At 57.1% G+C, this 13352-nt stretch carries 11 protein-coding genes and 4 pseudogenes; 2 read left to right on the forward strand and 13 right to left on the reverse strand.

The genetic code is table 11. The features are described 5' to 3' along the window. Positions 1-308 precede the first annotated feature (308 nt). Positions 309-986: pseudogene (locus RHM55_RS02045) on the forward strand (methyl-accepting chemotaxis protein); the annotation flags it as partial. 232 nt (positions 987-1218) lie between these two features. Here RHM55_RS02045 and RHM55_RS02050 read toward each other — a convergent pair. The 4 genes and pseudogenes from RHM55_RS02050 to RHM55_RS02065 form a co-directional block, all read right to left on the reverse strand. Further along, positions 1219-1521 carry a DUF1883 domain-containing protein gene (locus tag RHM55_RS02050; protein ID WP_322179287.1) on the reverse strand — a complete coding sequence of 101 codons (303 nt, stop codon included), beginning with the start codon at positions 1519-1521 and terminating at the stop codon, positions 1219-1221. 149 nt (positions 1522-1670) lie between these two features. Further along, positions 1671-1955 (reverse strand): annotated as a pseudogene (locus RHM55_RS02055) (DUF4113 domain-containing protein); the annotation flags it as partial. Between the two features lie 34 nt (positions 1956-1989). Further along, positions 1990-3077, reverse strand: a protein-coding gene (locus RHM55_RS02060) for an IS3 family transposase (RefSeq protein ID WP_322179288.1) whose coding sequence is annotated in 2 segments (ribosomal slippage) — positions 1990-2825 and positions 2825-3077 — 1089 coding nt in all. Because the reading frame shifts where the segments join, the coding sequence is not laid out codon by codon here. Between the two features lie 168 nt (positions 3078-3245). Continuing rightward, positions 3246-3923, reverse strand: coding sequence for a dTMP kinase (locus RHM55_RS02065; RefSeq protein ID WP_322179289.1), 678 nt, complete (start codon positions 3921-3923; stop codon positions 3246-3248). A gap of 193 nt (positions 3924-4116) precedes the next feature. Here RHM55_RS02065 and RHM55_RS02070 point away from each other — a divergent pair. Beyond that, positions 4117-4308 (forward strand): annotated as a pseudogene (locus RHM55_RS02070) (tyrosine-type recombinase/integrase); the annotation flags it as partial. A 258-nt stretch (positions 4309-4566) separates the two neighbouring features. On the opposite strand, the gene RHM55_RS02075 reads toward RHM55_RS02070, so the two are convergent. From RHM55_RS02075 to eutB, 9 genes and pseudogenes are all read right to left on the reverse strand, one after another. After that, a complete protein-coding gene (locus RHM55_RS02075; RefSeq protein WP_322179290.1) occupies positions 4567-4806 on the reverse strand; it encodes a hypothetical protein in 240 nt (79 codons plus the stop codon). 36 nt (positions 4807-4842) lie between these two features. Beyond that, a pseudogene (locus tag RHM55_RS02080) lies at positions 4843-5017 on the reverse strand (IS630 family transposase); the annotation flags it as partial. A 472-nt stretch (positions 5018-5489) separates the two neighbouring features. Continuing rightward, complete coding sequence (locus RHM55_RS02085; protein ID WP_322179291.1) at positions 5490-6875, reverse strand: aspartate aminotransferase family protein; 1386 nt, start codon at positions 6873-6875, stop codon at positions 5490-5492. 11 nt (positions 6876-6886) lie between these two features. Further along, a complete protein-coding gene (locus RHM55_RS02090) occupies positions 6887-8359 on the reverse strand; it encodes an NAD-dependent succinate-semialdehyde dehydrogenase (RefSeq protein WP_322179292.1) in 1473 nt (490 codons plus the stop codon). A 145-nt stretch (positions 8360-8504) separates the two neighbouring features. Further along, on the reverse strand, positions 8505-8984 hold the full coding sequence (locus RHM55_RS02095) for an Lrp/AsnC family transcriptional regulator (protein WP_322179293.1): 480 nt from the start codon (positions 8982-8984) through the stop codon (positions 8505-8507). A gap of 36 nt (positions 8985-9020) precedes the next feature. Further along, entirely contained in the window at positions 9021-10037 is a 1017-nt protein-coding gene (gene doeB, locus RHM55_RS02100; protein ID WP_322179294.1) for a N(2)-acetyl-L-2,4-diaminobutanoate deacetylase DoeB, read from the reverse strand. 3 nt (positions 10038-10040) lie between these two features. Beyond that, entirely contained in the window at positions 10041-11231 is a 1191-nt protein-coding gene (doeA, locus tag RHM55_RS02105; RefSeq protein ID WP_322179295.1) for an ectoine hydrolase DoeA, read from the reverse strand. Between the two features lie 59 nt (positions 11232-11290). Beyond that, entirely contained in the window at positions 11291-12283 is a 993-nt protein-coding gene (gene eutC, locus RHM55_RS02110; protein ID WP_322179296.1) for an ectoine utilization protein EutC, read from the reverse strand. Positions 12284-12323: 40 nt separating this feature from the next. Next, positions 12324-13295 (reverse strand): hydroxyectoine utilization dehydratase EutB, encoded by a 972-nt coding sequence (gene eutB, locus RHM55_RS02115; RefSeq protein WP_322179297.1) that lies wholly within the window; start codon positions 13293-13295, stop codon positions 12324-12326. Positions 13296-13352: the final 57 nt, after the last annotated feature.

Consider the following 13352-nt stretch of genomic DNA (forward strand, 5'->3'; position numbering starts at 1 on the left):
CGCCTCTTGTTGCCGTGTCACTAATCGCCGGTTCGCCTTGCATCCCACGATCAGACTGGCCGGACCCCGATCTCTCTGCTACACATATAGGTACCACCCAAAGATTCTAGCTTGCCGGTTCCCCCTATGACGCGGCCGTTCATCGCATTTCCGATCTTCCCTCCGTATGACCATTGGCAACCCAACCGAGTAAAACGATTCCCGGTCAATGCTCACGTCTCAGCCCGTCTGAGCGAGGTTGACGAGTCGTGCCTTCCATTCATGAGCGCCTGGTACGCCGATCGTTATCTGAACTGGATTGCTCATAGTACGCATCCCAAGCAGCGGATGCGACGCGTCTCGCAGATGCTGAAGTTGAAAGCGGTAACCGTCTGGTTGCAGACACCACGCTAGCTATCGAGCAGCTGGCTACCTCACTGGTTGAAACCACCAACACCGTGGAACAGGTGTCCAAGCATAGCGAACAGATTGAAACGGTTATCGACGTGATCAATTCAATCGCCTCGCAAACTAACCTGTTGGCTTTGAACGCAGCCATCGAAGCAGCCCGGGCCGGTGAGCACGGTCGAGGGTTTGCGGTTGTGGCCGACGAGGTGCGCTCACTGGCTAACCGCACGCAGCAGTCGACGGAGGAAATTCGCGCAATGATAAGCACTTTGCAGAGCGGTACCGAAACGGCAGCACAAACCATGCGCAACAGCTGCGAACTGGTAAATCGGACAGTGGCGCAAACCCGCAACGCTCAGAGAGCGCTGTCCAAAATTAGCCAAGAAGTGGGCGCCATAAACCATATGAATACCCAAATCGCCAGCGCCTCTCTCCAGCAAAATGCTGTGGCCGAGGACGTAGCACAGAATATCACCCGCATCCACAGCTCAACCGTGCAGTCAGCACCTGGATCACGGGAAGTGGCAACGGCCAGCCAGGAGCTGGCGCAGCTAGCTGATCGCCTTACCCAGAAGGTGGCATTTTTCAGGGTGGCTTAGGGGGCACGCAGCATAAATAATCAATCGCCCCCACCCTTGGCACTAAACAACTTCAACCAGCCACCGTCTTCATGAGCCTCGTTACAGACCATGCAGTGCTCGAATAAGGCAGCAACCGGCGAGCGCCGGTTGCACCATTCACAAGGCTGTCAAGCTGTGTTGTCGATACGCTTACCGTTGATCATCAGTAAGCAGAAGCACGTCCCTAGCGACAAACTTCTGTGCGTTGCGATCATTGCAGCCGAGGGCTAGATCGCCGGACGATCTTGATCAAGTGCTTGACGTTTGGCTTACGGGTCACGCTAATTGCCCTGCTGGTTACGGTGTCTATTGTGATGTTCCAAAATCCACTGCTGGGCACGACGATCTTCGCTGGGAACTTGTCGAATGCGCCACCATGGTAGGTGTGGCGCCCTCCACTCTTGAAGCTGCGAAAATTGGCGTCGTTCATTAAACGTATGTTGCATGTATTCGAGCATTCGATGATCACCACGTCATCTTCGTTGAGTTGCTCGCGCTGGTGTATAAATTTCATGGAGACCCGTGGCGGTTAGAGGTGAAGCTAGACAATACCACGGCGGGTGTCGGGCGTAGCGGCTTCCAAGGCTGTTCGGTTGTGTGGGTTGGTGACGTCAGCACCGGACATATTGATCAAGCTCAAACGCTGATAGCGCCTTACAGGACTTATTTAGAGAAAACAGTCCAAAGCTGATCAACCCGCGTAGTGAAACTCTGACTCATCATCTCCCGCCGCATACCCCAGTCCGGATCCACAGGCACGCTCGCCAAGCGCATCGTCCCCCTACCCCACCTGCCATTTATAGCGTCCAATACGCCCATCACTTTCTCGGTCGCTTCGGGCTGGGAGATCGAAAAAAGGTCATCCGTGTATTCGCCTTTTTGGCAAAGGTTAAGCAGGAGCACCTCGGCCTTGCTGTATTTGAAACCGGGCCTGAAAACTCGGGGTAATCCCCCCATTTCTAATACTCACCAGAAATAGAGGTCAGGCCACCAGGGCCAACTTCTGTTTTGGAGTAATGCCGCCGAGGGCCATATTCGGGCGCTCGTGATTGTATGTCCAGATCCAGTTCGGACCGTAGTCCTGAACTTCAGCTATCGACTCAAACAGGTAATGTCCCAGCCAGTCATAGCGCACAGTACGGTTATAGCGCTCAACATAGGCATTCTGCTGCGGATTGCCCGGCTGAATAAAGTCAAGTCGGATGCCCCGTTTCTCGGCCCACTCAGCGAGCTTGGTGCTGACGAATTCTGGACCGCTATCGCTGCGGATCGCCTGCGGCTTTCCACGCCATTCAATGACCTGATCCAGTGCACGCACCACACGTTCAGCCGGTAGCGACAAATCAATCTCCATACCCAGGGCTTCGCGGTTGAAGTCGTCAATCAGATTAAAAATCCGAAAACTACGCCCATCGGCTAACTGATCGTGCATAAAATCCATCGACCAGCACTGGTTGGTGGCCTCAGGAACAGCTAGCGGTTTGGGCTTCTCGCGCACGACGCGCTTACGCGGCTTGATCCGCAGATTCAGCTCCAGTTCGCGGTAAATCCGGTACACCCGCTTATGGTTCCACCGATAGCCCTTCACGTTGCGCAGGTACAGAAAGCACAAGCCAAACCCCCAGTTACGCTGGTTATGCGTGAGCCGGATTAGTTGATCGGCGATCTCGGCGTTTTCAGACGACAATCGTGGCTGATAGCGATAGCACGTGATGCTGACCGAGAAGGCCAGGCACGCCAGCTTGATACTGCACCGACCTGAACAAACCGCTTCCTGCGCCATCTCTCGTCGCCGCGATGGCTTCACCACTTTTTTGCCATGACCTCCTGGATAATTTCGGCTTTGAGACGCTCTTCGGCATACATTTTTTTGAGGCGCCGGTTCTCCTCCTCCAGTTCGCGCAACCGAGCCATCAGCGACGCATCCATACCACCGAACTTGGTGCGCCACTTGTAGAAGGTGGCCGAACTGATACCGTGCTCGCGACACAGCTCTGGCACCGGGCTTCCAGCCTCGGCTTGCTTGAGGATGGCCATGATTTGACTGTCCGAAAAACGCGATGTCTTCACGCAAAATTTCCTTGTTCCGATTAGGAGAAAATTCTACTTCCGACGAGTACTTTTTTCAGGGGGGATTACCCCACCCCGGGCTGCTTCGGCTCAGATTTCGTTGACAGCCATCCAGATCAAAGCGCCAGCCGGCTACTGCTGCGGCGACAAATCAGCCCTTCGATCCTGCTAACGATCTATATCTACGGCTATCTCAACCGAATCAAGGCCGGCGCAGCGAACTTCGCCTACGGGGCATCGAAGGACTCTATAGATCTCAGAAATCACCTGCATCGTTGCGTCTTCGATCGTTCCTTCATTACGGCATAAAACCCAGCCGTGATCTGCAATCGCTCGCTCGAACGCCTTGGTGCAAGCGACATGTTCTTCCAGCTTATGAATCACAGTACTGCTCAGCCCACGCCGTCGTGCCGCTGCCCTCGCCCATGAAATATCAGGGGCAGTGACAACCCCAACATGGAGGTCTGGCACTCGCACGTTCCGATCAACGTTCAACTGTAGAATCTCTACAAACGGGACTATCCGGCGAAACGCGGCATCAGACGGGTACCAGCGATCGATCAAGATGATGCTGCCTGGTGGCTGTTTAGGCAGTACGTGCTGGGAAATCCAAGCACGGCTATCAGCAAAGCGCTCACAAACCCCCAACTCCAAATCCCGGGTGGGATTTCTGACGAGTTTGTTAACGAGGGCCATTGTTTCAGCCCTATAGGGATCGCTTTTTTTCTCGCAAAGTCGGATCACCTTTTTGTTGTCGGCCCTCAGTACTTTCGTAACGGCCTCCAAAAGCGTGGTTTTGCCGGCTCCCTTGGGCCCATCTAGAGAAACAAACAGCGGACGATTCATTCTTCACATAACGATTGATATACGGTTATTTTTGCCCTGTTCGTTCGCTGGAACCGCTTGGCGCGACTGCGCGAATCGAACGGAGGGACCTTATGAACAGACATTGATGATCACTCTAACTTAGTTTCTGGCTAACGGATCTCAAAATCCTGGGATACAGCCGCTTATGAACATCGGTCATCGCCCAGTTGTTAAATTGGCCGGGTTGGAGGGCGATTGGGTCGCGCACAGCCTGCGTTCGGGTTTTGTCACCGAGGCCGGGCGTCAAGGGGTGCCGCTCGGCGAGGTCATGGCCATGACCGAACACCGCAGCGTGACCACGGTGATGGGCTACTTTCAGGCGGGCACATTGCTCACTAGCCGGGCGACCGACCTGCTGGCCTAACCTTCTTCGGTTACAAATGCCCCACCGACGGTGACGACACTGTCGTTAGCTGAGGAGTAAATCAATTACTGCTCGAAACACTGGGATCTTGCCCGTGCGGCTCGTTCCCACGACTAGACGCCCGTCCGTTGATTCGAACGCTCGACCTGCTATGCATTCAATTGATACTGTTTGGCAATGAGCAACTATGTCATCTCGTGCAGTGCACCGCCAAAGCCCAGCGCATTGGTTAATAAGTACGGAAAGGAAGCCCAAATGTTATGCGTAAAACGACCGATCGAAGCGCCCGGATTTCTTCATTAGCCACAGGTGGAAGAAGAGCTGCGCAAGATTCTGAATTATCTGCGGCACGACGCCGACACACGTAGTCAGCGACGAGATTACCTCAACGAAGATCTCTTCTTCGGTCGTAAGCTGCGTCAGGAGCTTTCCCATGTGTTCAGGAACAAGTGCGACGGCTGTGAAACGCCGCTTGAGAACCACGGAAACATTCTTCATCTAACCACTTAACTAGCAGTGCACCTCACGCCGGTTAGCCGAAAGGTCATTGTGGGCCTCAATGAATTCACGGATAGCCGCTTTCAGTTCGGGCACCCAGGTAAAAGCACCACAGTGCCCTCCTTTCCAACTGCGCGAACCAGCCTTCCACGACGTTCAACCACGAAGCACTGGTTGCTGTGAAGTGCAGCTTAAAACGCGGGTATCTCTCCCACGGGCAAAACTGAAAACTGACGAGCGCGATCGATAGTAGAAATAACAACCCTACGTTTACTGTGCCTGATCGGCAGATACATGAAAAAGGTCGCAGGGCACGTTTCGCATTGGTTTGATATGAACGAGGGCTATGTGAAGGCAGAAGTGACTGTCATTTCGACTGGCGGCGCGGTCACTGCAAGTTGATCGGAGCTTCCTTAAGCGTGAATAACCTCCAATAAACTAAACAGTTATAAGCAAGCAGCTCAGCGCCGGAAGTTGCTGTGCAATACAAAAATCAGAAGAACCTGACAATGAGACAGGCCGGGATTGAGGCGAAAGAGTGATTTGATCTAGGTTCTGCGAGCGGTGTACTTGCTACACCGCTCGCAGACACGTCAGCGCCTACACCGGACTCAGTTTGATGCGCGACAATGCATCTTCTAAGACAGACCAGGGTCGCGTCCGACTAACACAGTTGACCTACCTTAACCCAATACTTCCCCCGCCACCTGATCTACTGCCTCTTTGGTGATCTGGACGATAAGTTCAGCGTCTTCCTGGGTCAGAATCAGCGGGGGGGCGAAGCCGAGAATGTCGCCGTGAGGCATGGCTCGGGCGATCATGCCGCGTTCCAGGCAGGCGGCCGAGACTTTCGGGCCGACTTTCAGCGCCGGATCGAAGGCTGTGCGCTGCTCACGATCGGCCATGAATTCAACGGCGGCGAGCATGCCATCCCCCCGCACTTCACCCACCAATGGATGACCTTCCAGGGTTTCGCGCAGGCGACGATTCAGGTATCCACCCACTACTTCGGCATTGGCGGTGAGGTTTTCACGTTCCAGAATATCGAGGTTGGCCAACGCTGCAGCGGCGCAGATCGGATGACCTGAATACGTCCAGCCATGGCCCATCGCACCCTCTTTCTCCGAGGCTTTTTCGATCACGTTCCAGACTTTCTCACCGATAATCACCGCCGACAGTGGCGCGTACGCGCTGGTCAACCCCTTGGCTGTGGTGATTAAGTCAGGCTTCATGTCATAACGCTGGCTCCCCATCTTCGAGCCCAAGCGACCGAACGCGCAGACCACTTCATCAGCGATCAACAGCACGTCGTATTTATTCAGCACAGCTTGAATTGCTGCCCAATAACCCGCAGGCGGAACGATGATGCCGCCTGTTCCCATCAACGGTTCGCCAATGAACGCAGCTATGGTGTCCTTGCCTTCGGCAAGGATCATTTTCTCCAGCTCATCCGCGCAATAGCGGACAAATGCGGTTTCATCCATGCCAGCCGGGGCCTTGCGATACCAGTGCGGGCAGACGGTGTGTTTGACGCCTTGCTCGGGCAGGTCGAAATGCTGATGGAACGCAGGCAATCCAGTCAGGCTACCGGTCATGATGCCCGAGCCGTGATAACCACGATCGCGGGAGATGATTTTCTTCTTCAGTGGTCGACCCAGCACGTTGTTGTAGTAACGCACCAGTTTGACCTGGGTTTCGTTAGCGTCGGAACCGGACAGCCCGTAATAGACCTTTTTCATACCTTCAGGAGCCCAGTCCATGATGCGGCTGGACAGCTCGATAATCGCTTCGGTGGAGTGCCCGACATAGGTGTGATAGTAGGCCAATTCCTTGGCCTGCTTGTAGATTGCGTCGGCAACTTCGGTGCGGCCATAGCCAATGTTCACGCAGTACAAACCGGCGAAGGCGTCCATGAATTCACGGCCTTCATGGTCACGAATGCGAATGCCAGAGGCGCTCTTGATGATGCGGCCCTTGAGTGCACCGCTGGCGTGGTCATGGGCATGGGTCGACGGGTGCATGAAGTGCGCACGGTCTTGTTCAAACAGATTGCTGAATTCCTGACTCATACGGGTTCTCCTCAGAACTGACCTTGATGGTGCAAGCAAAAATATTTGGTTTCGACGAAGGCTTCGAAGCCCTCACTGCCGCCTTCGCGCCCGAGACCCGAGGCTTTCATGCCACCAAAAGGGATCGGATGGCCGGTGAACTTGACGCCATTAACCGCGACCATGGCGTGGTCGAGTCGGCGGATCAGCGGATAAATCACGTCTAGCCGGTTCGAACAAATGTAGGCAGCTAAACCGTATTCGGTGTCATTGGCCATCTCGACCGCCTGATCCAAAGTGTCAAACGCCATCACCCCGGCGATCGGTGCAAAGTTTTCTTCCTGATAGATGCGCATCTGCGGGGTCACGTCAGCCAGCACGGTCGGTTGATAGAACAAACCACCGAGGGCGTGCACCTCACCACCCACCAGTCGGTGCGCGCCGTGTTGCAGCGCATCGTCGACTCGCTCGCAGGTAGCATTGAACGCGGCCCGGTGCATCAGCGGGCCGACATCAACTTGCTGTTCAACATCACCCAGCATCGCTGGGCCAACGCGCAACTCACGCACGGCCGCAGCAAACCGGGTCAAAAATTCCTGATAAATCGGCCGCTGCACCATGATCCGGTTAGCGGCGCAGCAATCCTGGCCGGATGTCTGAAACTTGGCTTCAACGGCGACTTTCACCGCCAACGCGAGATCGGCATCCGCACAGACAATGAACGGCGCATTACCGCCCAACTCCAGCGCGACCTTTTTTACGTCGGTTGCGGCAGCCTGCAACACCAGCTTGCCGACCCGGGTCGAGCCAGTAAAACTTACCGAACGCACTCTTGGGTCCTTGACCAGGGTTTCCATGGTCGTCTGCGGCTCGCCTAGCACCACATTGAAGACACCAGCCGGGAACCCCGCTTCTTCGGCCAATTGCGCCAGGGCAAAGGCTGAAAAAGGTGTTTCATGAGCTGGCTTGATAATCACCGTGCAACCGGCGGCCAACGCGGCAGCGGCTTTGCGAGTGATCATTGCAGACGGGAAGTTCCATGGGGTCAGCAACGCGCAGACGCCCACCGGCTCCTTAATGGTGCCCAAGTACGCGCCGGGGATATGGCTGGGAATGTTCTGGCCATACAGGCGTCGCGCTTCTTCGGCAAACCACGGGATGAAGCTCGCGGCGTAGGCAATCTCGCCGCGAGATTCAGCCAACGGCTTGCCCTGCTCTTCGCTGAGAATCCGCGCTAGATCTTCTTTATGTTCGAGAATCAGCTCGCCCCAACGGCGCAGAATCGCCCCTCGCGCCTCCAGGCTTTGTTCACGCCAAGAGGCAAAAGCACGCTGCGCGGCATCAATCGCCTGCAGCAGTTGCGGCTGATCTAGCAATGGCACATGGCCGATGAGTTTTTGATTGGCCGGGTTGTGCACGGCAATGCTGTCGCCGCTGTCACTGTGCACCCAATGACCGTCGATGTAACACAGGGCTTTGAACAACAGCGGATGTTTAGGGGTCATGGCCTTCTCTCCAAACCGTGAACGTGAAGCCATGCTAAGCCAGTCTGGCTCACATAATTTGCGGTTTACCGGGGTCAAGACCTGTGCTTTTTTCTAATTGAACGGGGGGAAACAGCGGTTTTTGCGGTGGCGGTTTTCAGCCCGTTCAGGGCTCCAGATCCAGCTCGGCAGGCAGCGCGCCACTGGTCTTGATGGTCTTGGTCACGATGTAGGTGAAATAGCGCTCGATGCCCAGGTCTTCGAGCAACAGCTGATCGATGAAACGCTGGTAAGTGTCGATGTCGGGCGCCTGAATCATCGCCATGTAATCGACGCCGCCACCGGTGGCGTAACAGAATGCCACTTCTGCCGCATCGCACATGCGTTGCTCAAAACGGCGCATGTCCTGCGCGGTGTGTCGGACCAGGGTAATTTCGACCATCACCTGTTGGCTCTTGAACACTGCGCCCCAATCGATCTGCGCCCGATAGCCTTTGACAAGCCCCGCGGCTTCCAGCTTGCGCACCCGCTCCCAGGCTGGCGTGACCGACAGGTTGATGGCTTCGGCCAGGCTCGATTTGGTGATGCGCCCGTCTTCGGCGAGGATTCGCAGAATCTTCAGGTCATAACGATCGAGCTTGTGCATGGCGAAGTTGTCCTCAGGGCCGGCAGTGGATGACCATCAGGCCACCACTTCAGCGATCACGGCAACTGTGTCGCCACACTGCACCAGACCGGGAAAGTGTCGGGCCGCCAGCAAGCCACTGCGGGCAGCGCGGTATTCCACGGGAGCGACACCAGTGCGTTTGATGTCGTGAACTCGAGCGATGACGTCACCTTTGCGCACCTTGTCGCCCAAATCGCGGCACATCTCCAGCAGGCCGTCATGCTCACTTGCGATGAAGCAATCAGCGTCCGGCATGTCGAGCATGATCGATTCCGTCACCGCCACTTCGCCGTCGAGGATGCCGGCGTGAATCAGCAGATTGCGCACGCCCCGCTCGGCAATCGCCGCGCTGCGAGCGCTGGACGAACCACCGCCCCCCAGCTCGGTGGTGACGAACACCTTGCCCAGTTGCTCGGCAGCGGTGTCGTACATGGCGCCGGCGTCCAGTTCCAGCATACGCATGCTGTACGGCGCACCGAACGCAAGCATCCCGGCTTCGCATCGGGCTTGCTGGGTTTTGTCCGGCAGCACATGACAGGCAGCGAACGGCAGGAAATCCAGGGTGCGACCACCGGAATGGATATCCAGTACGATGTCTGCCAACGGCAGCAAGGTGCAGCGGAAATAATCCGCGATCTTCTCGGTCACCGTACCATCCGGCTTGCCGGGAAAACTACGGTTGAGGTTGCCCTTGTCGATTGGCGAGGTGCGCCGACCGGCATGAAACGCCGGCGTGTTCATGAACGGGATAATGATCACCCGCCCCCTCACCTCTTCCGCCGTCAGCCGCTGGGCCAGTTTGCTCAACGCCACCGGGCCTTCGTATTCGTCGCCGTGATTGCCGCCGGTGAGCAGCGCCGTCGGCCCGCGACCGCGCTGGATAACGCTGACCGGGATCATCACCGCGCCCCAGGCAGAATCATCACGGGAATACGGCAGCTTGAGAAAACCGTGCTGCACGCCGTCGAGGGTGAAATCGACGGTGGTGCTGATCGGGTTTTTCGCGGATTGCAGACCAGACACATCGCTCATGGATCAATCCTTCACGAACAGTTGACGCGGAACCTGGCAGAAGGTCTCGACGCCGGTTTCGGTGATCAAAATGCTTTCGGTGATTTCCAGCCCCCAATCGTCCATCCACAGGCCTGGCATGAAGTGAAAGGTCATGCCAGGTTGCAACACGCTGGTATCGCCGGGGCGCAGGCTCATGGTGCGTTCGCCCCAGTCTGGCGGGTAGCTGATACCGATCGGGTAGCCGCAACGGCTGTCTTTGTGGATGCCAAATTTCTGCAGTACCTTGAAGAACGCGGCAGCAATATCGCCGGTGGTGTTACCCGGCTTGGCAGCCTCCAGACCTGCAGCGATGCCTTCGACCACGGCCTTTTCACCGTCGAGGAAATGCTGCGGCGGTTTGCCCAGGTAGATGGTGCGCGACAGCGGGCAGTGATAACGCTTGTAGCATCCGGCGATTTCAAAAAAAGTCCCGGCGCCTTTCTCGAATGGCGCGTCGTCCCAGGTCAGGTGCGGTGCGCTGGCATCGGCACCCGTGGGCAACAACGGTACGATGGCCGGGTAGTCGCCGCCATGACCGTCAGCACCGAGAATCCCGCTGCTGTAGATTTCGGCCACAAGTTCGTTCTTGCGCATGCCCGGTTCGATACGTTCGAGAATCCGTCCATGCATCTTCTCGACGATCCGCGCCGCGATGCGCATGTATGCGATTTCTTGCGGGGATTTGATCGCCCGCTGCCAGTTCACCAGACCGACTGCGTCAATCAAGGTCGCTTCGGAAAGATGCTTTTTCAGCGAAAGGTACGCGGCGGCGCTGAAGTAATAGTTATCCATCTCCACGCCAATGTTCAGTGAGCCCCAGCCACGCGGGACGATGACTTCCTGTGATAGGTAATCCATCGGGTGGCGTTCGCGGGACTGCACGTAATCGTCCGGGTAGCCGACGATATTGTCGTGCTGCATGAACACTGTGCGCTTGGCACCGTTGGCATCCTGACCCCTACCGAACCACACCGGTTCGCCGTCCAGCGCCAGGAGCACGCATTGGTGCACATAGAACGACCAACCGTCGTAACCGGTCAACCAGGACATATTCGACGGGTCGGTGACCAGCAACAGCTCAATGCCCTGCGCTTGCATGGCCGAGCGAACCTTGGCCAGACGCTGGGCGTACTCTTCCCGCTCGAAGGGGAGATTGACGACTATCTGAGACATGCACATGCCCTCTGATAAATGACGCACGGATGAATGAATGAAAAGTGGGTGCAACCGGATCAACTGCCGAACTGAAAACCTTTGCCTGCCTGACTTGCCCGTTCAAATGCCAGATTGGCGATGGCAGTGTCTTGGGCGCCGGTCCCGGTGAGGTCGCACAAAGTGATTTGCGTATCGTCGCTGCGACCCGGCGTTTGGCCGGCGATTACCTGCCCCAGCTCGGCCAGCGCAGATTCGTCGGGGATCAGCCCTGCGCTCAGGGCGTGGTGTAGCTCGCCGAGGACCCGGGTCTGGCTGAGTCGGTCGGCGACATAACGGTCAACCCGAGCCAGGACCAGGGGGGAGATTTCGTTTTTGTGTTCGGCATCGGAGCCCATGGCGGTGATGTGCAGGCCTGGGTGCAAGTGCCGGGGCTCGATCAATGGCTCGCGACTGGGCGTGCAGGTGATGGCGATGTCCACGCCCTCCATAGCGCTATCGATGTTCAAGCAGGGCGTCACCGACAAACCCGTACTGCGTGCCAGTTCGGCACTGAATTCCGCGGCTTTGCTCGCATTGCGCGCCCAGACCCGAACGTCATCGATAGGCCGCACCAGGCGCAACGCCTGCAATTGCAGCGCCGCCTGCTCTCCCGCGCCGATCAACGCCACACTGCGGCAGTCCTCGCGTGACAACCAACGCGCAGCAACCGCGCCGGCGGCGGCAGTGCGCACCGCTGTCAGGTAACCATTGTCCAGCAACAAGGCGTCAAGCAAACCGGTACGGGCCGACAGCAACATCATCATGCCGTTGAGACTCGGCAGACCAAGTTTAGGGTTGTCGAAAAAACCTGGGCTGACCTTGATCGCAAAGCGCTCCAGTCCCGGTAGGTAGGCGGTTTTCACATCCACCTCGCCATTATGTTCCGGGATGTCCAGACGCAGGATCGGCGGCATCGCCACTGCAGCGGTCGCCAGCAACGAAAAAGCTTGCTCCACGGCGTCGATACTTTGCAGGTTCAGGGCGACACAGGAGCGCAAATCCGCTTCGTTCAGTAAGGTAATTGCAGCCATCGGTGGACTCCTATTCTTATGGTTCTATGGATCCGCTGACTCAAGCGTCGGCCCCGGCCAATACGCGCAAATGCTGTTCGATGTCGACATTGCGGCCGCTGACCACCACCACAATCGGTCCATGGGGTTCGATCAGACCGTCGAGCAACGCGGCGATGCCCACAGCCGCCGCGCCCTCCACCACCTGCCGTTCTTCGCGGTAGGCGTGGCGAATGCCGTTGGCAATCGATGCTTCGCTCAACAGATGCACCTGGTCGCAGAGTTGGCGTGTCATGGCGAAGGTATAGCGATTGTCCAGGCCGATGCCGCCGCCCAGGGAATCGGCAAGGGTCGGCAGTTCTTCGGTTTCCACGGGCTGACCGGCTTCGAGGCTGGCGTGCATCGCCGCGCCGCGTTGCATGCTGATGCCGTACAAACGGATATTCGGGTTGACGCTTTTCAAGGCCAGGGCCACGCCGGCGAACAGGCCTCCACCGGACAGCGGCACCAGCACTTGAGCGACATCCGGCTGTTGTTCGAGGATCTCCAGGCCCAAAGTGCCCTGCCCGGCGATGATTGCCGGATGGTCGAACGGCGGCAGCAAGGCGGCGCCCTGCTCGATTGAAATACGTTCGGCTTCGCGTTGGGCGTCATCCTGGGACTGGCCGACGACGCGGACTTCAGCACCCAGTTCACGAATCGCCTGCACCTTGTTCGCAGGCACCAGATGCGACAGGCAGATGGTGGCTTTCACCCCAAGTTGCGATGCCGCATACGCCAGCGCTCGACCATGATTGCCGGTCGACGCGGCGACCACGCCACGCGTCTTGTCTTTTGCGCTGAGTTGAGCAACGGCATTGCTGGCGCCGCGCAATTTGAAGCTGCCGGTGATCTGCTGCGACTCCAGCTTGAGGTACACCGCAACGCCTATCAACCGCGATAGGCTGGGCGAATAGTCCAGCGGCGTGCGACAGATCAGCGTCTGAATGCGCTGACGAGCGAGGTAAATATCGTTTAGCTGCAACTCTGGCATGACCGCGTCCCGACCGTAGGTGTTGGGGGCAGTCTAAGAGGACTGAATTGGGTGGAT

Origin of the sequence: Pseudomonas sp. MH9.2, from assembly GCF_034353875.1 — a bacterium.
Classification (GTDB): domain Bacteria; phylum Pseudomonadota; class Gammaproteobacteria; order Pseudomonadales; family Pseudomonadaceae; genus Aquipseudomonas.

Bases quoted from the DNA above. Each gene is read 5' to 3' on its own strand.
- RHM55_RS02050 (WP_322179287.1), bottom strand. From the start codon at position 1,521: ATGAAATTTATACACCAGCGCGAGCAACTCAACGAAGATGACGTGGTG.
- RHM55_RS02065 (WP_322179289.1), bottom strand. From the start codon at position 3,923: ATGAATCGTCCGCTGTTTGTTTCTCTAGATGGGCCCAAGGGAGCCGGC.
- RHM55_RS02075 (WP_322179290.1), bottom strand. From the start codon at position 4,806: ATGAAGAATGTTTCCGTGGTTCTCAAGCGGCGTTTCACAGCCGTCGCA.
- RHM55_RS02085 (WP_322179291.1), bottom strand. From the start codon at position 6,875: ATGAGTCAGGAATTCAGCAATCTGTTTGAACAAGACCGTGCGCACTTC.
- RHM55_RS02090 (WP_322179292.1), bottom strand. From the start codon at position 8,359: ATGACCCCTAAACATCCGCTGTTGTTCAAAGCCCTGTGTTACATCGAC.
- RHM55_RS02095 (WP_322179293.1), bottom strand. From the start codon at position 8,984: ATGCACAAGCTCGATCGTTATGACCTGAAGATTCTGCGAATCCTCGCC.
- doeB (WP_322179294.1), bottom strand. From the start codon at position 10,037: ATGAGCGATGTGTCTGGTCTGCAATCCGCGAAAAACCCGATCAGCACC.
- doeA (WP_322179295.1), bottom strand. From the start codon at position 11,231: ATGTCTCAGATAGTCGTCAATCTCCCCTTCGAGCGGGAAGAGTACGCC.
- eutC (WP_322179296.1), bottom strand. From the start codon at position 12,283: ATGGCTGCAATTACCTTACTGAACGAAGCGGATTTGCGCTCCTGTGTC.
- eutB (WP_322179297.1), bottom strand. From the start codon at position 13,295: ATGCCAGAGTTGCAGCTAAACGATATTTACCTCGCTCGTCAGCGCATT.